Raw genomic sequence first — 21,358 nt, forward strand, 5'->3', positions numbered from 1 at the left:
TAGGCATGTCGGCCACCTCTCTGTTCCAGCATGTCGAGACCAGTTCGGGCGGGGACGAGATGTTCGCGTCCGACGGCTCGGTGCGCCCTACGTACAGCGCGCTGCACTCGGCTCTGGCCGGGCTGGGCCTGGAGGAGTTCCGCGCGCGCTCGGAGTCGCTGGCCCGCAGCTACCTCGACCAGGGCATCACCTTCGACTACGCCGGGGAGGAGAGACCCTTCCCGATCGACGCGATCCCGCGGGTCATCGCCGCCGAGGAATGGGCCCGTGTCTCTCGCGGCATCGCGCAGCGCGTGCGTGCCCTCGAGCGTTTCCTGGACGACCTGTACACGGATCGACGGGCGATCAGCGACGGGGTGATCCCCGAGAAGCTGGTGTCCTCCTCGACGTACATCGCCGAGCCGATGCGGGGCTATCGCCCGCCGAACGGCGTGCGCATTCACATCTCGGGCATCGATCTGGTCCGCGACGGCGACGGAGAGTTCCGCGTGCTGGAGGACAACGTGCGCACTCCCAGCGGCGTCAGCTACGTCCTGTCCAACCGTCGGGCCATGGCCCAGACCTTCCCGGAACTCTTCGCCCACCGTCCCGTGCGCCGGGTGGGCGAGTACCCGGGCCGCCTGCTCGGCGCGCTGCAGGCGGCGGCGCCGGATACGGCGGGGGAGGAGCCCACCGTCGTCGTCCTCACCCCGGGCCGCTACAACAGCGCCTACTTCGAGCACTCGCTGCTGGCGCGCACGATGGGGGTGGACCTCGTCGAGGCCGACGATCTCGTCGAGCGCAACGACCGGGTCTACATGCGCACCACCGCCGGCCTGCGCCGGGTGGATGTGATCTACAAGCGCACGGACGACGACTTCCTGGATCCCGAGGTGTTCCGTCCCGATTCCGTGCTGGGCGTGCCGGGACTGGTCCGCTCGATCCTCGCCGGCAACGTCGTCGTCGCCAACGCGATCGGCAACGGCATCGGCGACGACAAGCTCACCTACACCTATGTCCCGGCGCTGATCCGCTACTACCTGGGCGAGGAGCCGATCATCCCCAACGTCGACACCTGGCGCCTCGAGGAGCCTGACTCCCGCGCCGAGGTTCTCGACCGTCTGGACGAACTGGTCCTCAAACCTGTCGACGGCTCGGGCGGCAAGGGCATCGTGATCGGTCCCGCCGCGTCCCGGACGGAACTGGACACCTTGCGCGAACGGCTGCAGACCGATCCGCGCGGCTGGATCGCCCAGCCCGTGGTCCAGCTGTCCACCATCCCCACGCTGGTGGACGAGGGACCCGCTTCGCGCCACGTCGACCTGCGACCCTTCGCCCTGAACAACGGCGGGGACGACGTGTGGGTCCTGCCCGGAGGACTGACCCGCGTGGCTCTTCCGCGCGGGGAGATGATCGTGAACTCCTCGCGCGGCGGCGGCTCGAAGGACACCTGGGTGCTCGCCGCCGAGCGGCCCGTGCCCTCCCCGGCCGCCCCGGAGGCCCGCGCCCTGGCGAGAGAGGAGGAGCCCATCGAGGATCCGCTGGATGAGAACTACGAGGAGTTCGACGACCCGCCCCGGGAGGAAGCCTCCGAGGAGCAGCGGCGCGAACCGGACCCCGTCACGTCGGCCATCCCCATCATCGATGCGGAGGACGCCCCGGAGTCGGAGCTCGCCGGAGCGGACGGAGTCCAGGGGCAGAGCATTGCTGCCGAGGACCTTCCGGGCATCGTCACCACCGAGCCCGCGGGAGACGGCTCGCAGCCGGCGGGCCCCGGCGAGGCGGACGGGCTGCAGCCGCCCGGTGGCAGTGATCCTGACGGGGCGGAGCCGTCCGCCGCCACCGACCAGCGCCAGAGCGAGAAGGGGGCCGACGATGCTCAGCAGGATCGCTGACTCGATGTTCTGGATCGGCCGCTACGTCGAGCGCGCCGATCAGACGGCCCGGATCCTCGACGTGAAGCTGCAGTCGATCACCGAGGACGCGACCCACGAGGCCCCCCTCGCCTGCGACCGTGTCTACGAGATCTTCGGGGTCCAGGACATCGAGCAGAGCGATCTCACGGTCCAGCGCGTGCTCGACCGTCTGGTGACCGACCGGCAGAATCCCTCGTCGGTCGCCGGGGCCCTCCAGACCGCGCGCGAGAACGCCCGGGGCGCCCGCGAAGTGCTCTCGACGGAGGTGTGGGAATCGCTGAACACGACCTCGCTGGGGATGCCTCGCGGGGTCCGGCCCTCCCGCATGCACGGCGCCTTCCAGTTCGCCAAGGACCGCTGCGCGGTGGTCAACGGCCTGGTGGATGCCTCGATGACCCGTGACGAGGCCTGGCTGTTCCTGCGCATCGGCCAGCTCCTGGAGCGCGTGGACATGTCGGCGCGCATCCTTCAAGCCCATGACCTGGAGGATTCCTCCGATGCCGCGACGGTGATGCTGCTGCGCAGCTGCAGCGCCCATGAGGCTTACATCCGCTCCTACCGCGGGCGGGTGCGAGCCTCCCATGCCATCGAGTTCCTGCTGCTGGATTCGATCTTCCCGCGCTCGGCGGCGCATTGTCTGCTGGAGGTGGACGAAGCCCTCGAGACCCTGGCCAAGCTGCACGGGAACTCCTTCGACCGCATGGGCACGTCCGAACCGGGCCGCCGCATCGTCGGCCGCGCAGCGGCGAGCCTGCGCTTCCGGTCGCTGGATGACATCGTGGCGGATTTCGAGGACGAGATGGAGCAGCTGCAGATGGTCACCGGTGCCGTCACCCGCGCGCTGGGGACGACCTACTTCCATCCGGCCAACTGAGCGAGTCGTCGTGACGCCACCGTCGGCACGGCTCGTGGTCTCCCTGCCCGTCCGGGGGCGCTGGCTCACGCAGAACAGCCCGGCGAACCGGGTGCCCAGTCACGGCACCGAGCTGTTCGCCCTCGCGCACTCGATCGACCTGGTCCCGGTCGGTGCTCGCGACCGGACCGCTCCCCTGACGGTCATGTCCTTGCTCCGGCCCCAGGCGCCGGCGGAGTTCCCCGGCTTCGGCAGGCCGGTGCTGGCACCGCTGGCAGGGACCGTCCACGCGATCCGTGACGCCGCGGAGGACCATGCGGCACACCGCGGCATCCCCTCGATCGGATACGCCCTGACCCAGGCGCGTCGAGCAGCAGAGGGATGGCCCGCACTGGCCGGGAACCACGTGATCCTGCGGGCAGAGCGTCCCGGCCCCGCGGTGTTCGTGGCGCTGTGCCATCTGCGGCGCGGCAGCGTCACCGTGCGCCCCGGGCAGACGGTGGCGGCCGGTGAACAGATCGGACGGTGCGGCAACTCCGGCAACAGCACCGAACCGCACCTGCATCTCCAGGCGATGGACGCCGCCGACCCGTCGGCCGCCGGTCCCGTTCCCTTCAGCTTCCCGCCGGCCGTCTGCCCCGCGGGGCTACCCCGGAACGGCGAGGTCGTCGACGCCGGATGACGGGCCGCCCGGGCGTTGCCCGGGCATGTGACGTCCACCTGTGACCGGGGATGGGGCGGGAAGGCCGCGGCCCTTCATGAGACGATGAACCGATGCCCCGTGACTGTGCGGGGGACCACGAACGAGGAGAGGACGTAAGCCGGTGACCCCGAGGATCGCGGCCGACGAGGCCCGGGACATCCTTCCCGCGTCGACACCCCAGGAGCGCCTGCGCAACTTCTGCATCATCGCGCACATCGACCACGGGAAGTCGACGCTGGCCGACCGCATGCTGCAGATGACCGGCGTGGTCGAGGAGCGTGCCATGCGCGCCCAGTACCTCGACCGGATGGACATCGAGCGCGAGCGCGGCATCACCGTGAAGAGCCAGGCCGTGCGCATGCCGTGGCAGGTCGACGGCGTCAACTATGCGCTGAACATGATCGACACCCCCGGCCACGTCGACTTCACCTACGAGGTCTCCCGGTCGCTGGCCGCCTGCGAGGGCGCGATCCTGCTGGTGGACGCCGCCCAGGGCATCGAGGCCCAGACGCTGGCGAACCTGTACCTCGCCATGGAGCACGACCTCACCATCATCCCCGTGCTGAACAAGGTCGACCTCCCCTCCGCGGACCCCGAGCGGTACGCGGCCGAGATCGGCCAGCTCGTCGGCGTCGATCCCGCGGACGTCCTGCGCGTCTCCGGCAAGACCGGGCTCGGGGTCGAGGACCTCCTGGATCATCTCGTCAAGACGCTTCCGCCGCCGACGGGGGACGCGGACGGCCCCTGCCGCGCGATGATCTTCGACTCCGTCTACGACACCTATCGCGGCGTGGTGACCTACATCCGCGTCTTCGACGGGTCCCTGACGTCCCGCCAGCGCATCACCATGATGTCGACCCGGGCGCAGCACGAACTGCTGGAGATCGGCGTCAGCTCCCCGGAGCCCCAGCCCACGCAGGGCATCGGCCCGGGAGAGGTCGGGTACCTGATCACCGGGGTAAAGGACGTGCGCCAGTCCAAGGTCGGTGACACCGTCACCAGCTCCGTGCGCGGCGCGACCGACCCCCTGGCCGGCTACTCCGAGCCCAAACCGATGGTCTACTCCGGACTGTTCCCGATCGACGGCTCGGACTACCCCGTGCTGCGGGATGCCCTGGACAAGCTGAAGCTGAACGACGCCGCCCTGAACTACGAACCCGAGACGTCCACGGCGCTGGGCTTCGGCTTCCGCGTCGGCTTCCTGGGACTGCTGCACCTGGAGATCATCCGTGAGCGCTTGGAGCGGGAGTTCGACCTCGACCTCATCTCCACCGCCCCGTCGGTCGTGTACCAGGTGGTGATGGAGGACGGCACCGAGGTCGAGGTCATGAACCCCTCGGACTTCCCCAGCGGCAAGATCCGCGAGATCAGCGAACCGATCACCAAGGCCACCATCCTCGTGCCCAGCGAATTCATCGGGGCCGTGATGGAGCTGTGCCAGTCCAAGCGCGGCAACCTCGGCGGCATGGACTACCTCAGCGAGGATCGCGTCGAGCTGCGCTACACCCTGCCTCTGGCGGAGATCGTCTTCGACTTCTTCGACCAGCTGAAATCGCGCACCCGCGGCTACGCCTCCCTCGATTACGACGTGGCCGGTTCCCAGACCGCCGACCTCGTCAAGGTCGACATGCTCCTCCAGGGCGAACCCGTGGACGCGTTCAGCGCCATCGTGCACCGGGACCAGGCCTACGGCTACGGCGTCGAGATGGCAGGGAAGCTGAAGAACCTCATCCCGCGCCAGCAGTTCGAGGTGCCCATCCAGGCGGCCGTCGGCGCCCGGATCATCGCCCGCGAGAACATCCGCGCGATGCGCAAGGACGTGCTGTCCAAATGCTACGGCGGTGATATCTCCCGCAAGCGCAAGCTGCTGGAGAAGCAGAAGGAGGGCAAGAAGCGCATGAAGAACATCGGATCCGTCGAGGTTCCGCAGGAAGCCTTCATCGCGGCCCTGTCCTCCGACGGCGCCAGCGGCGGCGACGGCAAGGCCAAGGACGGCAAGAAGAAGTGACCCTTCCCGAGACCTCCCTCGCCACCATCTCCCTCGTCACCGATATCGCGGGGTCCCCGACTCTGCCGGCCGGTTCCGCCGGGACCATCGAGGCCGTGTGCGTCGTCTCCCAGCTACGGCCCGATCCGGGCAGCGTGGGCACCACGGGCATCGACAAGCGCCCCGTCGACGGGCCGGTGCCGGTCGCGGAGCTGGGCATGTACGGCGACGTCCAGGCCGATCGCAAGCACCACGGTGGCGCCGACCAGGCCGTCTACGCTCTCGACGCCGCGGAATCCGCGCACTGGGCCGAGGTGCTGGGCCGCGAGGTCCCTGCCGGTTCCCTCGGCGAGAACCTGCACGTCGGCGGCCTTGCCGTGGATGATCTCGAGCTCGGGGCGCGGGTCCGGGTCGGGACCGCTCTGCTGGAGGTGACCGCGCCGCGCACCCCGTGCGCGACGTTCGCCCGGTGGATCGGCCGGGATGATTTCCGCGCCATGTACCACGAGCGCGGCCGTACGGGCGTGTATTTTCGGGTGCTCAGGCCGGGCGCCATCAGGGCCGGCGACGCGATGGTCGTCGACGAGACCCCGGGCCACGGCATCACGGTCGCCGGCGTCTACCGCGGAGCGCGGGACCGGGACCAGGCCCGTCGCCTGGCGGACTGGTCACGCAGCTCCGGCATCGCGCTGCACCGTGAGCTGCAGCGGCGGGTGGAACGTCTGGCACCGGCCGCGGCATGACAGTCCTGGACACCGGCGCCGCCACGGCCGGGGCCCGCACCGCCCCGGCGCGCACTGCCACCTCCTCACCGCGCCCCGGGCGCGAGCTGTCGGTCTACATCCATGTGCCGTTCTGCGCCGTCCGCTGCGGCTACTGTGACTTCAACACGTACACGGCGACCGAGCTGGGCGGCGGCGGCTCGCAGGCGGAGTACCCCGCCAATGCCATGGCCGAGATGGATCTGACCCTCGCCGAGGACGCGGCCGCCGGGTACACCTACGACAGGGTCTCCACGGTGTTCTTCGGCGGCGGCACGCCGACACTGCTGCCGGCCGACGATCTCGTCGCGATGCTCGATCACCTCCGCGGCCTCATCCCGCTGGCCGAGGACGCCGAGGTGACCACCGAGGCCAACCCCGATTCCGTGACCCGGGAGTCCCTGGCCCGACTCGCCGAGGGCGGCATCACCCGCGTCTCCTTCGGGATGCAGTCCGCCGTGCGCTTGGTGCTGGCCACCCTGAACCGCACGCATGACCCCGAGCGTGTTCCGCAGGCGGTGGCCTGGGCCCGCGAAGCCGGGCTAGACGTCAGCCTGGATCTGATCTACGGCACGCCGGGGGAGACCCTCGCCGACGTCGAGACATCCGTGAAGGCCGCCCTGGCCTGCGACATCGACCATCTCTCCGCGTACTCGCTGATCATCGAGGGCAATACGGCGATGGCCCGTCAGCTGCGCCGCGGCGAGCTCCAGGCCCCGGATCCCGACGACATGGCCGACAAGTACGAGCTGGTCGACGACCTCGCCGTCGCGGCGGGGCTCGAGTGGTACGAGGTCTCGAACTGGGCGCGCACCCCCGAACAGCGCTCGCGGCACAACCTCGCCTATTGGCGGGGCGGCGACTGGTGGGGGATCGGCCCCGGCGCGCACCGGCACCGCGACGGGCTGCGCTCCTGGAACCTCAAGCATCCCAGCCGGTACGCGGCCACCCTGGCCGAGGGCTCCCTCCCGGTCGCCGACTCGGAGCAGGTGCCCGACGAGGACCGCGCCGTGGAGCGGATCATGCTCGAACTGCGGATCGCCGACGGGCTGGCCGTGGGGGCCGTTCCCGAGCAGACCAGGGCGATGCTCGCCGTCCACCGCGACCGGGGCCATCTCGAGCCCGAAGCGCTGACCGAGGGACGTGCCGTGCTGACTCGTCAGGGTCGTCTGCTCGCCGACGCGGTGATCCGCGACCTCGTGCCCTGAGCCGATGGTTGCAGCGCGCCGGCGCCGGGAACGACGCGATGCCGCTTTCGCGAGCACCGTGATCCCGGCGCCTGGAGTGACGTCATGCTGCTCGTTCTGCTGTGTGCGCCGCGTTCGTCGTAGCTGGTGACCACCGACGGGACGTGAATCGAGGGTGCCCGGTGTATAGGGCGGCAGATGCGATCCACGTCCCGCTGACGGTCACGGCCGGCCCGGTCCGCGGACCGGGCCGGGACGTCACTTCACCAGACGCAGGTTCAGCGGGTAGTTCCACCATTCGCCCTGGTACGCCTTCACCGCGCCGATGATGGCGAAGATCGCCTGGACCACCTGGGGGATGAACAGCAGACCGAACAGGAACGACCCGATCCCCAGGGTGATGACCGTGATGATCGCGAAGGCGATCCCCAGGACGAAGGACGTGATCATGGCGGCGATCGTGCCGTTCAGCGCCTCGGCGCCGTTGTAGCGCACGAACCGGTTCCGATCCTTGAAGATCACGAACAGGACGATCTGCGCGACAAGGCCGCCGAAGAACGGGATCGCGAACTGCAGCAGGGCGGCGAGGTGGACCACGAGAGCCCACGTCCTGGCATCAGAATCCTGCATCGGCTGACCGCCCAGCGGGCCGTCGTGCACGCCCTTGATTCCCGGGGGCGGCGTGTTGAGGTCGGCCGCTCCGGGCGCTCCGCCCTGAGCGCCGTGGCTCTGCTGCCCGTACTGACCCTGGGCACCGTACTGGTGCTGACCGCCGGGCTGCCCCTGCGCGCCGTACAGGTTCTGCGGGCCGCTCTGGCCGGGGGCACCGCCGGGGTAGCCACCCTGCCCGGCTCCGGCGCCGGCACCGGAAGCCGGCGCGGCGTAGTGGGGCTGGCCATCAGCCGACGGCGGGACCTCGTACGGATCCTGGGCAGCGGGTGAAGCGGGAACCCCGTACGGATCCTGTGCGCCTGCCGGTCCGGAGGCCGAAGGGTCCTGGGCGGGCGGCATCGAGGCGGTTCCTCCGGGCGAGGTGGCCGCGGCCTGGGGGCCGGCGTCGTACGCGTACGGGTCGTGCGGGTGCAGTGCCGGATCCGAGGTGGGGCTGCCCACTTCCTCGTCGCCGGCGGGACCGCGAGGCGACGCCTCGGTCTGCCCGGCGCCGGCCTCGTCAGCGGCCGCGGACTGCGAGGCCTCGGCAGGGCCCGCGCCGGGCACGGACTGACCGGTCTCCTCGTGCGAGCTGCCGTCGGCCGGAGCGGGATCGGAGCCGGGTGCCGGAGTGGCGGGCTCGGTGCCGAACGGATCGTGTGGATGCGGAGTCTGGCTCATGATTCCCTCTTCGAGGACGGGCCGGCCCCTCGGGCCGGCGTCGGGCTGACACGACCAGCCTAACGAGCGCAGTGGCCCAGGTCTCCAGGGCGAACCGCCGGGTCCGGTGGGGGATTTCCCCCGCTGAATCAGCTGTGCGGGAACTGCTGGTCTCCTACCGCTCGTTCCTCGCAGTACGTCGATCAGCGGTGCTGGACGTGCTGGTCTCCTGCCGCTCGTTCCTCGCAGTACGTCGATCAGCGGTGCTGGACGTGCTGGTCTCCTACCGCTCGTTCCTCGCAGTACGTCGATCAGCTGGGGTCGACCGTCACGAAGTCGATGAGCTCTTCGATGCGTCCGGACAGGGAGGGCTCGACATCTGCGTACGAGCGCACGGTCGCCAGGATCCGCTGCCAGCCCTGGCCGATGTCTGCCTTGTCCGCGTGGGGCCAGCCGAGCGCGGCGAGCGTGCCGACCTTGATGTCGGTGCCCTTGGGGATGTGGGGCCACCTCGTCAGGCCCACCCGAGCAGGTCGCACCGCCTGCCACACATCGACGTAGGGATGCCCGAGCACGGAGACGTTGCCCTGGGCGCCGGGAAGCCTCATCACCTCGGCGGCGATCCGCGATTCCTTGGAGCCGGGCACCAGGTGGTCCACGAGGATCCCGAGCCTGCGGCCGGCGGACGGCCCGAAGTCCTGGACCCGCTCGACGAGGTTGTCGGCGCCTTCGAGCTGCTCCACGACGATGCCCTCGATGCGCAGGTCATGGCCCCACACCTTCTGGATCAGCTCGGCGTCGTGGGTGCCCTCGACCCAGATCCGCGACGCGCGCGCGGTGCGGGCCTTCGCCCCCTCGACGTAGACCGAGCCGCTCGCGGAGCGCTTGCGCACCGGGGCCTGGCTGCGCGGCGCGGGACGGGTGAGCACGACCGGCTTGCCGTCGATCATGAAGCCGGGGCCCAGCGGGAAGGTGCGGCGCTTGCCGCGGCCGTCCTCCAGCTCGACGATCAGCTCACCGGCGATCTTCTCGACGCGGGTGATGGCCCCGGTGAAGCCCGTCGAGGCCTCCTCGACGACGAGGTCGCGCTGCGCGGCGACCTCACGGGCCACGGGGCGGCGGCGATGATGAGCGGGCGGACCGGAGGAGAGCACGTCGGAGCCGTACCGGTCAGGGAAGCGATCGGATGCTGCAGGCACGCGCGACACCGTACACCGGTGGCGAACACCTCCCTGCGAGCCCCGCCGGGGACGCGTAGGATTGGCACTCGGCAACGGTAGGTGCCAGCCTCGCTCCCGGTGGTCCGTCGGCGTCCAGGAGCCCGTCGGCCCGCGAGCGGCTCGAGCACCGGCCGGAAGCCGACATCGAGATCGAGATGTCCGTACGCAGAGCAGGAGGTGAGGGACACGGACGCCCGGAAGCTGCAGATCCTCGGCGCGATCGTCGAGGACTACGTCTCCACGCGTGAGCCCGTGGGCTCCAAGTCCCTCCTGGAGCGGCACGAGCTCGAGGTCTCCGCCGCCACCGTGCGCAACGACATGTCGGTGCTGGAGGAGGAGGGGCTGATCCATCAGCCCCACACCTCGGCCGGCCGGGTTCCCACGGACAAGGGCTACCGCGCCTTCGTCGACCACGTGGCGACGGTCAAACCGCTCTCGGCCCCTGAGCGCCGGGCCATCCAGACCCTGCTCGAGGACGCCGGCGACGTCGAGGAGCTGCTCGGTCGCACGGTGCGGCTGATGGCTCAGCTCACCCAGCAGGTGGCGATGGTCCAGTACCCGGCGCGCCGCCAGGCCCGGATCCGTCATGTCGAGCTGGTCAAGGTCGCCGAGTCCCTGCTGCTGATCGTGCTGATCACCGAGTCCGGCCGCGTCGATCAGCGCACGGTCCCGGTGCTGGCCGCCCGGCCTGCCGAGTTCTACGTGGATCTGCGCGACCAGCTGAACCGCTATATCGCCGGCCGCGAGGTCACCGATCTCGAGCGGCCCGTGGCAGACCTGCTGGAGGTCACCCCGCACGCGGACAAGGCCTCCGTCGCGGAGGTGACCGAGGCGCTGTCGGCCCTCGCCGCCACCCGCGCCGAGGACCGCATCATGCTCGCCGGGACCGCCAACATCGCCCGCTCCGCCGAGGACTTCGCGCGGGATGTGGAGCCGTTGCTGGACGTTCTCGAGGAGCAGCTGGTGCTGCTGCGGCTGTTCACCGAGATGCACGCCTCGCCGGGGTCCGTCGAGGTGCGCATCGGCTCGGAGCTGGAGGACCAGGTCCTCCAGCAGGCGGCTGTGGTTGGCGCCGGGTACGGTGCCGGCTCGCACCTGGCGATCCTCGGCCCCAGTCGTATGGACTACGTCAGCGGCATCTCCACCGTCCAGGCCATCGCCCGGTACGTCTCCCGCTATCTCGAATGACCCGCGCGTGCGCGCACGCCTCGCACCGCGTTCCCGACCGCAAGCACCCACCGCCCCGCGCCCGCTCGCCGCACGCCGCGGCCCCCGGACGCCCCGACTCCCCGGTAAGGATCCTTCACCGTGAACGATGACTACTACGAGCTCCTCGGCGTCTCCCGCGACGCCTCCACCGAGGAGATCAAGAAGGCGTACCGGAAGCTCGCCCGCACCCTCCACCCGGACGTGAACCCCGATCCCGAGGCCTCCGAGCGGTTCAAGAAGGTCTCCCAGGCCTACGAGACGCTCTCGAACCCCGACAAGCGCCGCCAGTACGACATGGGCGGCGGCCCGGGCATGGGTGGCGGGTTCCCCGGCGGCGGTGGCGCCGGATTCGACTTCAACGACATCTTCGACATGTTCGCCGGCGCCGCCGGCATGCGCGGCCGCGGCCAGGGTCCGGTGCCCCGTCAGCGCCGCGGCGGCGATGTCCTGCGCCGGGTCAAGATCGACCTGCGCGACGTCGTCTTCGGCACCGAGGAGGAGGTCACCTTCCGCACCGCAGTGCGCTGTGAGCGCTGCGACGGCTCCTGCTGCGAGCCCGGCACCAGCCCCACCCGCTGCACCGCCTGCAACGGCAGCGGCCACGTCCAGCGCGTCGCCCAGTCGTTGCTGGGCCAGATGGTGACCATGGCACCGTGCCCGACCTGCGAGGGCCACGGCGACGTCATCGAATCCCCGTGCACCGCCTGCTCGGGCCACGGACGCACGCCCGCTGAGCGCAGCGTGACCGTGCGCATCCCCTCCGGCGTCGAGAACGGCACCCGCATCCAGCTGCGCGGCGAGGGCGAGACCGGTGAGGCCGGCGGTCCTGCCGGCGACCTGTTCGTCGAGCTCGCGGTCAACGAGCACGAGATGTTCGAGCGCGACGGCGACGACCTCGTGGTGACCATGTCCGTGCCCATGACTTCTGCCGCCCTGGGTGCGACGATCCCGCTGGAGACCTTCGACGGCACCGAGGAGATCGACGTCAAGCCCGGCTCCCAGCCCGGCGAGGAGATCACCCTCAAGGGCCTCGGGGTGACTCCGCTGCGCCGTGAGCGCCGCGGGGACATCCGCGTCGTCCTGGACGTCTCCGTGCCGACCTCGCTGAGCGACGAGGAGAGGGAGCTGCTCGAGCAGTTCGCCGCGATGCGGGGAGACGAGAGCACCCGCCGCCGCGGCCACGGCCCCTTCGCCAAGCTCCGCGACCGCCTGCGCGAGTTCTGAGCCGGCGCCGACGGGAGAGGTGAGCGCCCATGCCGACGACCCCGCCCGGCTTCCTGATCCTCGATGATGCCCTCGCCGCCGCCCGCGCGGGTGAGGCGCTCACGCTCGACGGCGACGAGGGCCGGCACGCGGCAAAGGTGGCCCGCATCGGCGTGGGCGAGCAGGTGCTGCTCACCGACGCCCCCGGCCGGCAGGTCCTCGCCGAGGTGACCGTCGCGCACAAGGACGCCCTGGAGCTGGAGCTGCTGGCCGATCCGACGCCTGCGGTGCAGCGGCTTCCCCTGCTCAGCCTCGTCCAGGCACTGGCCACCGGTGGCCGCGATGAGCAGGCGATCGAGTCCGCGACCGAGCTGGGCGCGGATCGGATCGTGCCGTGGATCGCGCAGCGCTCCGTCTCCGTCTGGCGCGGGGAGAAGCTGCGCAAGGGGAGGCAGCGCTGGGCCGGGACCGTGCGAGCGGCCGTGAAGCAGTGCCGCCGTGCGGGGATCCCCGTAGTCGACGAGCCGGTGACGACCAAGGAGCTCGTCGCCGACGTCAGGTCGCGCACCGAGGGCGGCTCGCTGGTGCTGGTCCTGCATGAGCAGGAATCGGTGGGCCTGATGGGCCTCGCCGATCAGCTGCGCCGGGCGAGCGAGGACGGCACCGAGGAGATCATGGTGGTGGTCGGGCCCGAGGGCGGCATCTCCCCGGAGGAGCTGGACGCCCTGCATGCGGCGGGCGCCCGCTCCGTCCTGCTCGGTCCCGAGGTGCTGCGCTCCTCGACCGCCGGTCCCGCGGCACTCGCGGTTCTCAGCAGCCTGGTGGGGCGCTGGGGCTGACCCTGCGGCGGGAGTCGACCAGCCAGGGTGCGCGAGAACTCGCGCGGGAGCCTTGATCAGCCCGCGTGCGCGGGAACCTCGGCGGCCAGGGCCTCGGCGGCCTCGTGCAGCTGAGCGACCTTCTCCTCGCGGACCGACAGCTCGCCCCCGGCCGAGAGGTCCTCGCCGAAGCCCAGCCCGATGGTGTCCACCACGTCTGCGCCGACGCGCGTCATCAGCGCCTCCAGCACCGGCAGCACCTCGTTCGCATCCCGCCAGCCGTAACCGACCAGCAGGGTGGGCAGGTCGTTCCACTCGGCGTAGAGGAAGTCGATCGCGTTCTTCAGGGCGCCGGGGTAGGAGCCGTTGTACTGCGGGGTGAGAATGACGGTGGCATCCAGCGCGGCGATGCGCTGCGCCCAGCTGCGGCCGTGAGCGGTCGTCTTGTCCCCACCGGCCCGAGGGGCGGCGGGCTCGTCGAAGGCGGGGAGTGCGACCTCGCGCAGGTCGATGAGGTCCACGTCGAAGCGGTCGCCGACGGTCTCGGCGACCCACTGGGCGACGTGCTCCCCGACACGGTTGGGGCGGGCACTGGCGATGATGATTCCGAGCTTTGTCATGATGATTGAACGTTCTCATACATCGGCCGGGGTATGGCCAGCTGGTACGCGCCGCGTGTGCGATGACTCGCTCCCGGCCGGTACCGCTCCCGTAGACTTCGGACATGGGAAACACCGCCGCCGACGACCGCGACCCCGACTGCATCTTCTGCAAGATCGTGGCCGAGGAGATCCCCTCGGACCGCGTGTACGAGGACGATCAGGTGATCGCCTTCCGGGATCTGCATCCGAAGGCGCCCCTGCACGTTCTCGTGGTCCCGCGCCGGCACCGGCGCGACGTTCGGGAGCTGGCCGAACAGCCCGAACTGCTCGCCCGCACCGCCTCCGTCGCCTCGAAGGTCGCCTCGGACCTGGGCGATGGCGATTTCCGTCTGATCTTCAACACCGGCGCCAGCGCCGGGCAGACCGTATTCCATGTGCACGCGCACGTCCTCGCGGGCGGATCGCTCGCAGAAGAAGAGATGTGACCGACTTTGACTGATGCTGTGAACCCGCCCCCGGGCCGCACCCCCGAGGTGCATGAACGGAGGCTGGCGATCCCCGATCACCTCAGCCCGTTCCAGGTGCTCGGCGAGAACGATCAGGCCCTGGCCGCCCTCGAGGACGCCGTCCCCGACACCGATGTCCACGTGCGCGGCCACCAGGTCACCCTGCGCGGCACCGAGGACGCCCTGCGCCGCAGCGAGCACATCATGCGCAGTCTCATCGGACTCGCCGGCAGCGGTCAGGCCGTCACCGCCGAGGCCGTCCAGCGCGCGGCGAACCTGTACGGCGACGAGCGTGCCCAGGGCGAGCAGCTCGAACAGGTGCTCTCACGCACGATCCTCTCCTCCCGCGGGCGCAGCATCCGCCCCAAGACCCTCGGACAGCAGAAGTACATCGAGGCGATCGAAACCTCGACCATCACCTTCGGCATCGGCCCCGCCGGCACCGGCAAGACCTACCTCGCCGTCGCCATGGCGGTTCAGCAGCTGCTGAACAAGGAGGTCAACCGGATCATCCTCACGCGGCCCGCGGTGGAGGCGGGGGAGCGGCTGGGATTCCTCCCGGGCTCGCTGAACGAGAAGATCGATCCCTACCTGCGGCCGCTCTACGACGCGCTGCACGACATGCTCGATCCCGAGTCGATTCCGCGGCTGATGGCCGCCGGGACCATCGAGGTCGCACCGCTGGCCTACATGCGCGGGCGCACCCTGAACGACGCCTTCGTCATCCTCGACGAAGCGCAGAACACCACGCCCGAGCAGATGAAGATGTTCCTGACCCGCCTCGGCTTCAACTCCACCATGGTCGTCACCGGCGACGTCACCCAGGTCGACCTGCCCGGCTCCCAGAAGAGCGGACTGCGAGTGGTCGAGCAGGTCCTCTCCGGCGTCGGCGACATCTCGTTCTGCCGGCTGTCCCCGCGCGACGTGGTCCGCCATCGGCTCGTCACCGACATCGTCGAGGCCTACGGACGCTGGGAGGTCGGCCCCGGCGGCAACCGCGAATCCCGACGCCGCGCCACGAAGGGCAATGGATCATGACCATCGAGATCCGCAACGAGACCACCACCAGCGTCGACGAGCGCGAGTTCGTCGAACTCGCCCGCTTCGTGTTCGAGACGATGCACCTGAATCCGGCCACCGAGATGTCGATCCTCTTCGTCGACGAGGAGGCGATGGAGAAGCTCCACGTGCAGTGGATGGACGAGCCCGGGCCCACCGATGTGCTGAGCTTCCCCATGGACGAGCTGACTCCGGGCACTCCCGAGCATCCGGCGCCGGAGGGTCTGCTCGGCGACGTCGTCCTGTGCCCCAGCGTCGCGGCGAAGCAGGCCGCCGCGGCCGGCCACAGCGCCGTCGAGGAGATGATGCTGCTGACCTGTCACTCCATCCTCCACCTGCTGGGATACGACCACATGGAGGAGGACGAGCGCCGCGTCATGTTCGACCTCCAGCGCAAGCTGCTGCTGACGTTCCTCGCGTCCCGGCGCGAGAGGTGACCGCCGACCCCGCGCCGCGTCCCATCCCGCGGGACGGATCACGCACATGCTGACCGGTGCCCTCCTCATCCTGACCCCGCTGGCGCTGGCGGCACTCGTGATCGCTGCCCTGCTCGGCGCCGTCGACTCCGCGCATCTGGTCGTCTCCCGCGGGACCCTGGAGAAGGCCGTCGGGGACCGGCCGGCCCCGGTCCGGGACCGTGTCCTGGCCCAGCACGCCGATGCCGCACGCACCCTCGCCTCGGTCGCGCTCGGTCGCGTGCTGGCAGAGACCCTCGCCGTCGTCTCGGTGGCGGGCATCGCCTACACCGCCCTGGACGTCCCCGGCGCAGCGGGATGGGCACTGCCCGCCCTGGTCACCGTGGTGATCGCCGGGACGCTGCTGCTGACGGTCCTCGCGATCTCCCCGCGAGCCATCGGCCGCCGCCGACCCGAGTCGGTCCTCATCGCCAACCGCCTGCTGGTGGCCGCGGCCCGCGGGCTGCTGTGGCTGCCCGCCGGCGCGCTGGCGCGGGTCGGGCAGAACCGCGCAGCGTGGTCCGGTGGGCAGGAAGGCGGCGAGGACGGTGCCGAGAACGCCCGTCGCACCGTCGACCGCGCCCTGGAGGACGAGCACGTCGCCGACGGCGAGCGGGACATGATCCAGGGAGTCTTCGACCTGCGCGGCACCATGGTGCGGGAGCTGATGGTCCCCCGGACCGACATGGTGGCGATCGCCGAGGACGCCCCGGCGCAGGAGGCTGTCCGCCTGTTCGTGCGCTCGGGCTTCTCCCGCATCCCGGTGATCGGCGAGAGCGCCGACGATCTGCGCGGCATGCTCTACGTCAAAGACGTGCTCAAGGCGATCCATTCACCGTGGGATCCGAGCCCGGACCGTCCTGTCGCGGAGATCATGCGTCCCGCCCGGTTCGTGCCCGAGTTCGTCGCGGCCGACGAGGTGCTGCGGCAGATGCAGACCAGCCACGTCCACATCACCGTGGTGGTCGACGAGTACGGCGGCGTCTCCGGCATCGTCACCATCGAGGACATCCTCGAGGAGATCGTGGGCGAGATCGCCGACGAGCACGACCCTGCCGAACCCGAGATCGAGGACCTCGGGGACGGCCGCTACCGTGTGCCCGCACGGGCCGGGCTCTCGGAGGTCGGCGAGCTCTTCGACCGCGAGATCGAGGACGACGACATCGACAGCGTCGGCGGGCTGCTGGGCAAGGTGACCGGCCACGTGCCCATCGTCGGGTCCCGCGCCGAGGCCTACGGACTCGCCCTGGAAGCGGAGCAGACCGCAGGGCGACGCCGCAGACTCTCCACCGTGATCGTCTCGCGGGCGCAGCCGCCCGAGGACCCAGCGGCCGAGACCGACCAGGAGGACGAGGATGACTGATCACCAGGACAGCAATGACGAACAGAGCCCGAGCATGAACACCGAGCAGGAATCCCCCGTCCATCGCGCGGGCTTCGTCGCCCTGGTGGGCCGGCCCAACGTCGGCAAGTCCACCCTGACCAACGCTCTGGTGGGGGAGAAGGTCGCGATCACCTCCACCAAGCCCCAGACCACCCGGCGTGCGATCCGCGGCATCGTCACCGGGCCGGACTCCCAGATCATCCTGGTCGACACCCCCGGTATGCACCGGCCCCGCACGCTGCTGGGGGAGCGTCTGAACGACCTGGTGCGCGAGACCCTCAGCGAGGTCGATGTGGTGGGCTTCTGCCTGCCCGCGGACCAGAAGATCGGTCCCGGTGACCGGTTCATCGCCCAGGATCTTGCCGAGATGCGCAGCGGCCGGCGCGGCCCCCGCCTGATCGCGATCGTGACCAAGACGGATCTTGTGGCCCGCGACCGGCTGGCCGAGCACCTCATGGCCGTGGACCAGCTCATCGACTTCGACGAGATCGTGCCGATCTCCGCCGTCACCGGCGAGCAGGTCGACGTGCTCCTGGACGTGGTCGCCACGCACCTACCCGAGAGCCCGCAGCTCTACCCCGACGACCAGCTCACCGAGGAGACCCGCGATGACCGCATCTCCGAACTGATCCGGGAGGCGGCGCTCGAGGGCGTGCGCGACGAGCTCCCGCACTCGATCGCCGTGGTGGTCGAGGAGGTCGTCGAGACAGACCCCGACGGGGACCCCTTCGCAGAGGTCGCACCGGGCGAGGGACGCCTGGTGGTGCGTGCGACGCTGTTCGTCGAGCGCGACAGCCAGAAGGGCATCATCATCGGCAGGGGCGGGTCCCGGCTCAAGGACGTCGGCTCCCGTGCCCGCACGGAGATCAACGAGCTGCTGGGGCGCAAGGTGCACCTGGACCTGCGGGTGAAGATCGCCAAGGACTGGCAGCGCGATCCCAAGCAGCTTGGTCGCCTGGGCTTCTGACGTGCGCTGTCTCGGATCGCGAGCGTCGATCGACGCCCGCTCGCGCGGTGCTACCGTGACCAGCGTGAGTGGATCGCTTCTGCTGCTTAGCCGCCGCGTCGGGACCTGAACGCCGGGACCCCGCCGCGGCTGACGTGCTGTCCGGCGACCGGTACCCCAGCGAGAAGGATTCCCTCATGAACGAGACCACCACCTCGTCCGCCGCCACCTCGTCCGCTGCGCCGTCCGCGCCGGAGATCGCCGCCGTCGGCGATCCGTCGGCTCCCGTCCTCGGCTCCACGGGCGATACACCGCAGCAGCCCTCGGGCATGCCCACCCACCGGTATCTGCCCTTCCACGAGCAGATCCGCGTCGAGCTGCCGGACCGCACCTGGCCGACCCGGCGCGTCACCCGCGCCCCCCGCTGGTGCGCCGTCGACCTGCGCGACGGGAACCAGGCCCTCATCGACCCCATGAACTCCGAGCGCAAGCTGCGCATGTTCGAGCTCCTGGTCGCGATGGGATACAAGGAGATCGAGGTCGGGTTCCCGGCCGCCTCCCGCACCGACTTCGACTTCGTGCGCACCCTCATCGAGGAGGACCGGATCCCCGAAGATGTGTCCATCCAGGTCCTCACCCAGTGCCGCGAGCACCTCATCGAGCGCACGTACCAGGCGATCGCGGGCGCGAAGCGGGCGGTCGTGCACCTGTACAACTCGACCTCCGTCGTCCAGCGCGACGTCGTCTTCCGGGCCGACGAGGACGCGGTCCTGGACATCGCCGTCCAGGGCGCGCTGCTGTGCACCAAGTACGCCGAGACGATCCCGGAGACGGCGATCACCTATCAGTACTCCCCGGAGTCCTACACGGGCACCGAGCTCGACTACGCCCTGCGCGTGTGCAATGCGGTGATCGACGTCGTGAAGCCGACGCCGAGCGACAAGATGATCATCAATCTGCCGGCGACCGTGGAGATGGCCACCCCGAACGTCTACGCCGATTCGATCGAGTGGATGCACCGCCACCTCGACCGCCGGGATTCCCTCGTGCTGTCCCTGCATCCCCACAACGACCGCGGCACCGGGGTCGCCGCCGCCGAGCTGGGCTACCTCGCCGGGGCCGACCGCATCGAGGGCTGCCTGTTCGGCAACGGCGAGCGCACCGGCAACGTCGATCTGGTGACCCTCGGCCTGAACCTGTTCACCCAGGGGATCGACCCGCAGATCGACTTCTCCGATCTCGACGAGGTGCGCCGCACGGTCGAGCACTGCAACCAGATGCCGGTGCCCGAGCGCAGCCCCTACGGCGGCGACCTCGTCTTCACGGCGTTCTCCGGCTCCCACCAGGACGCCATCAAGAAGGGCCTGGAGCGGATGCAGAGCGACGCTGAGGCTGCCGGGAAGGACGTCGCCGACGCCGTCTGGCGGGTCCCGTACCTGCCGGTCGACCCCAAGGACCTGGGACGCTCCTACGAAGCGGTCATCCGCGTGAACTCGCAGTCCGGCAAGGGCGGGATGGCCTACCTCCTGCGCACCGAGCACGGCCTCGACCTCCCGCGACGCCTGCAGATCGAGTTCTCCGGCATCGTCCAGGACAAGACCGACTCGGACGGCGGTGAGGTCTCCGCCGAGCAGCTCTGGGACGCGTTCACCGACGAGTACCTGCCCTCCCACGAGGAGGCCCGCCGGTGGGGCCGCTTCAGCGTGCGCAGCATGACCCAGGAATCCACCGGCGAGGGCGCCGACCGCATCACCGTCCAGCTCGTCATCGACGGGCAGGAGCACGAGATCACCGGGATCGGCAACGGTCCGCTCGACGCCTTCGTCAAGGCCCTGGCCGAGCGCAAGATCGATGTGCGGATCCTCGACTACGCCGAGCACGCCCTGACCGAGGGCGACGACTCCCTGGCGGCGTCGTACATCGAGTGCGAGATCGGGGACCGGATCTTCTGGGGCGTCGGCATCGACGGATCCATCACCCGGGCATCCCTCGAGGCGATCATCTCCGCCCTGAACCGCGAGCACCGCGCGCGGCTCTGAACGCCTTCCGGGCTGAGCGCGCCGCAGGCTCAGAGCGTCTCGGAGCCGGAGCGGCCGTCCTCGCCCAGCGCTCGGGTCGCCGTCGGCGTGTCGTCGACCCGGGCGTCCGGGTCAGGAATCACGGGCATCTCGCCGGTGAGGGTGGACTGGGTGGGCGCCGGCAGCTCCCAGTCCGCCGCTGGATCGCCGTCAGCCGCGCCCGGCGCCTCGGACTCGGAGCCACTGCGTGCCTGGTGCGCCGCCCGGTGGCTGGTCACGGTGACGCCGATGCTCGCGCCGACGACGAAGACCGCCGCGGCGACCCGCAGCAAGGTGGCCTCCTGCCCGATCATCACCACGCCCGCGATCAGCGCGACCACCGGTCCGAGGCTGAGCAGGATCCCGAACACGTGGCGGGGAAGGCGCCGGAGAGCAGCGAGTTCGAGGCTGTAGGGCAGCACGGACCCCAGCACGGCGGTGCCGGCGGCCAGAGCGAGGAGCTGCGGGTCCATGAGTCCGATCAGCGCTCCCGGGGCGCCGAGGGGCAGCACCACCAGCGCCCCGATCGCCATGGCGACCGCGAGCCCACCCTGGCCGGGCACCAGCTTGCCCACCCTGGCGCTGGCGAGCACGTACAGGCCCCAGCAGGCGGCCGCGAACAGAGCGAACAGCACCCCGATCCCGTCCAGGGCCCCCGCGCCGGTGAAGGATTCGAGACCGAACAGGCTGACTCCGGCGAGGGCGAGCGCCACCCACAGCAGATCGGTGCGACGCGTCGAGAGCACCGCCGAGACCGTCAGCGGTCCGAGGAACTCGATCGCGACCGCCGTGCCCAGAGGGATGCGGTCGATCGCGCTGTAGAAGCTGCCGTTCATGGCGCCGACGATGACTCCGAAGGCCGCCACCGCGATCCACTGCTGCCGGGTGAAGCGGTGGAACTTCGGGCGGACGATCACCATCAGCAGCACGGCCGCCAGGCCCAGACGCAGCGCCGTGGTCCCCCAGGAGCCGAGCGCGGGGAAGAGATGGGTCGCCAGGGCCGCCCCGAACTGGACCGAGAAGCACGAGCCTAGGATGAACAGGATGGGCACCACCGGCGGGCCCGCAGCGACCGTACCGTCCGCCGCAGTGCCGGCGGTGCCCGCCGGGGCCGGACCGGCCTGCGCCCGGCCACTCGATGTGCCGTCGGCCGGAGCGGGTCCGGACGGTGCGGGGCCGGCGGAGTAACCAGGTGTCTTCAC

The 21,358-nt window shown here is 70.4% G+C and carries 19 protein-coding genes; 15 read left to right on the forward strand and 4 right to left on the reverse strand.

Features of this window, described 5'->3' with window-relative positions:
* The first annotated feature begins 5 nt into the window (after positions 1-5).
* The 6 genes from AC5020_RS02840 to hemW all read left to right on the forward strand — a co-directional run bounded on the left by AC5020_RS02840 (position 6) and on the right by hemW (position 7,407).
* Complete coding sequence (locus tag AC5020_RS02840) at positions 6-1,874, forward strand: circularly permuted type 2 ATP-grasp protein (RefSeq protein ID WP_377793999.1); 1,869 nt, start codon at positions 6-8, stop codon at positions 1,872-1,874.
* Positions 1,855-2,769, forward strand: a complete 915-nt coding sequence (locus AC5020_RS02845) for an alpha-E domain-containing protein (RefSeq protein ID WP_377016793.1) — start codon at positions 1,855-1,857, stop codon at positions 2,767-2,769. Before AC5020_RS02840 ends, AC5020_RS02845 begins: the two co-directional genes overlap by 20 nt.
* A gap of 10 nt (positions 2,770-2,779) precedes the next feature.
* Positions 2,780-3,430, forward strand: coding sequence for a M23 family metallopeptidase (locus tag AC5020_RS02850; RefSeq protein ID WP_464987147.1), 651 nt, complete (start codon positions 2,780-2,782; stop codon positions 3,428-3,430).
* Positions 3,431-3,572: 142 nt separating this feature from the next.
* Positions 3,573-5,459 carry a translation elongation factor 4 gene (gene lepA / locus AC5020_RS02855; RefSeq protein ID WP_377016797.1) on the forward strand — a complete coding sequence of 629 codons (1,887 nt, stop codon included), beginning with the start codon at positions 3,573-3,575 and terminating at the stop codon, positions 5,457-5,459.
* Positions 5,456-6,181 carry an MOSC domain-containing protein gene (locus AC5020_RS02860; protein WP_464987148.1) on the forward strand — a complete coding sequence of 242 codons (726 nt, stop codon included), beginning with the start codon at positions 5,456-5,458 and terminating at the stop codon, positions 6,179-6,181. The genes lepA and AC5020_RS02860 overlap by 4 nt, the downstream gene beginning before the upstream one ends.
* A complete protein-coding gene (gene hemW / locus AC5020_RS02865) occupies positions 6,178-7,407 on the forward strand; it encodes a radical SAM family heme chaperone HemW (protein ID WP_464987149.1) in 1,230 nt (409 codons plus the stop codon). Before AC5020_RS02860 ends, hemW begins: the two co-directional genes overlap by 4 nt.
* Before the next feature lie 237 nt (positions 7,408-7,644).
* On the opposite strand, the gene AC5020_RS02870 is transcribed toward hemW, so the two are convergent.
* Together AC5020_RS02870 and AC5020_RS02875 are read right to left on the reverse strand one after the other, a co-directional pair.
* Positions 7,645-8,718, reverse strand: a complete 1,074-nt coding sequence (locus AC5020_RS02870; RefSeq protein WP_464987150.1) for a DUF4870 domain-containing protein — start codon at positions 8,716-8,718, stop codon at positions 7,645-7,647.
* Positions 8,719-9,008: 290 nt separating this feature from the next.
* Positions 9,009-9,905 (reverse strand): DUF3097 domain-containing protein, encoded by an 897-nt coding sequence (locus tag AC5020_RS02875; RefSeq protein ID WP_494564385.1) that lies wholly within the window; start codon positions 9,903-9,905, stop codon positions 9,009-9,011.
* 189 nt (positions 9,906-10,094) lie between these two features.
* Between AC5020_RS02875 and hrcA the strand changes: the two genes are divergently transcribed.
* The 3 genes from hrcA (at position 10,095) to AC5020_RS02890 (ending at position 13,168) form a co-directional block, all read left to right on the forward strand.
* Complete coding sequence (gene hrcA / locus AC5020_RS02880) at positions 10,095-11,105, forward strand: heat-inducible transcriptional repressor HrcA (RefSeq protein WP_377016807.1); 1,011 nt, start codon at positions 10,095-10,097, stop codon at positions 11,103-11,105.
* A 120-nt stretch (positions 11,106-11,225) separates the two neighbouring features.
* Positions 11,226-12,350 (forward strand): molecular chaperone DnaJ, encoded by a 1,125-nt coding sequence (gene dnaJ, locus AC5020_RS02885; RefSeq protein ID WP_377016809.1) that lies wholly within the window; start codon positions 11,226-11,228, stop codon positions 12,348-12,350.
* Positions 12,351-12,379: 29 nt separating this feature from the next.
* A complete protein-coding gene (locus tag AC5020_RS02890) occupies positions 12,380-13,168 on the forward strand; it encodes a 16S rRNA (uracil(1498)-N(3))-methyltransferase (protein WP_464987152.1) in 789 nt (262 codons plus the stop codon).
* 56 nt (positions 13,169-13,224) lie between these two features.
* Here AC5020_RS02890 and AC5020_RS02895 read toward each other — a convergent pair whose 3' ends face one another.
* Positions 13,225-13,767 carry an NADPH-dependent FMN reductase gene (locus AC5020_RS02895; RefSeq protein ID WP_464987153.1) on the reverse strand — a complete coding sequence of 181 codons (543 nt, stop codon included), beginning with the start codon at positions 13,765-13,767 and terminating at the stop codon, positions 13,225-13,227.
* 104 nt (positions 13,768-13,871) lie between these two features.
* Here AC5020_RS02895 and AC5020_RS02900 point away from each other — a divergent pair, with 104 nt between their 5' ends.
* From AC5020_RS02900 to leuA, 6 genes are all read left to right on the forward strand, one after another.
* Positions 13,872-14,234: a histidine triad nucleotide-binding protein gene (locus AC5020_RS02900; RefSeq protein ID WP_377016815.1), complete on the forward strand. Its 363-nt coding sequence runs from the start codon at positions 13,872-13,874 to the stop codon at positions 14,232-14,234.
* Positions 14,235-14,240: 6 nt separating this feature from the next.
* Entirely contained in the window at positions 14,241-15,293 is a 1,053-nt protein-coding gene (locus tag AC5020_RS02905) for a PhoH family protein (protein ID WP_377016817.1), read from the forward strand.
* Complete coding sequence (gene ybeY, locus AC5020_RS02910) at positions 15,290-15,751, forward strand: rRNA maturation RNase YbeY (protein ID WP_464987155.1); 462 nt, start codon at positions 15,290-15,292, stop codon at positions 15,749-15,751. The genes AC5020_RS02905 and ybeY overlap by 4 nt, the downstream gene beginning before the upstream one ends.
* 46 nt (positions 15,752-15,797) lie before the next feature.
* Positions 15,798-17,132: a hemolysin family protein gene (locus AC5020_RS02915; RefSeq protein WP_464987156.1), complete on the forward strand. Its 1,335-nt coding sequence runs from the start codon at positions 15,798-15,800 to the stop codon at positions 17,130-17,132.
* Positions 17,133-17,166: 34 nt separating this feature from the next.
* Positions 17,167-18,120 (forward strand): GTPase Era, encoded by a 954-nt coding sequence (era, locus tag AC5020_RS02920; RefSeq protein WP_377794177.1) that lies wholly within the window; start codon positions 17,167-17,169, stop codon positions 18,118-18,120.
* A 308-nt stretch (positions 18,121-18,428) separates the two neighbouring features.
* On the forward strand, positions 18,429-20,138 hold the full coding sequence (gene leuA / locus AC5020_RS02925; protein WP_464987248.1) for a 2-isopropylmalate synthase: 1,710 nt from the start codon (positions 18,429-18,431) through the stop codon (positions 20,136-20,138).
* A gap of 29 nt (positions 20,139-20,167) precedes the next feature.
* Here the strand turns inward: leuA and AC5020_RS02930 are convergent, their stop codons facing one another.
* On the reverse strand, positions 20,168-21,358 hold the full coding sequence (locus AC5020_RS02930; protein ID WP_464987158.1) for an EamA family transporter: 1,191 nt from the start codon (positions 21,356-21,358) through the stop codon (positions 20,168-20,170).

This window comes from Brachybacterium sp. SYSU DS0246, assembly GCF_059391765.1.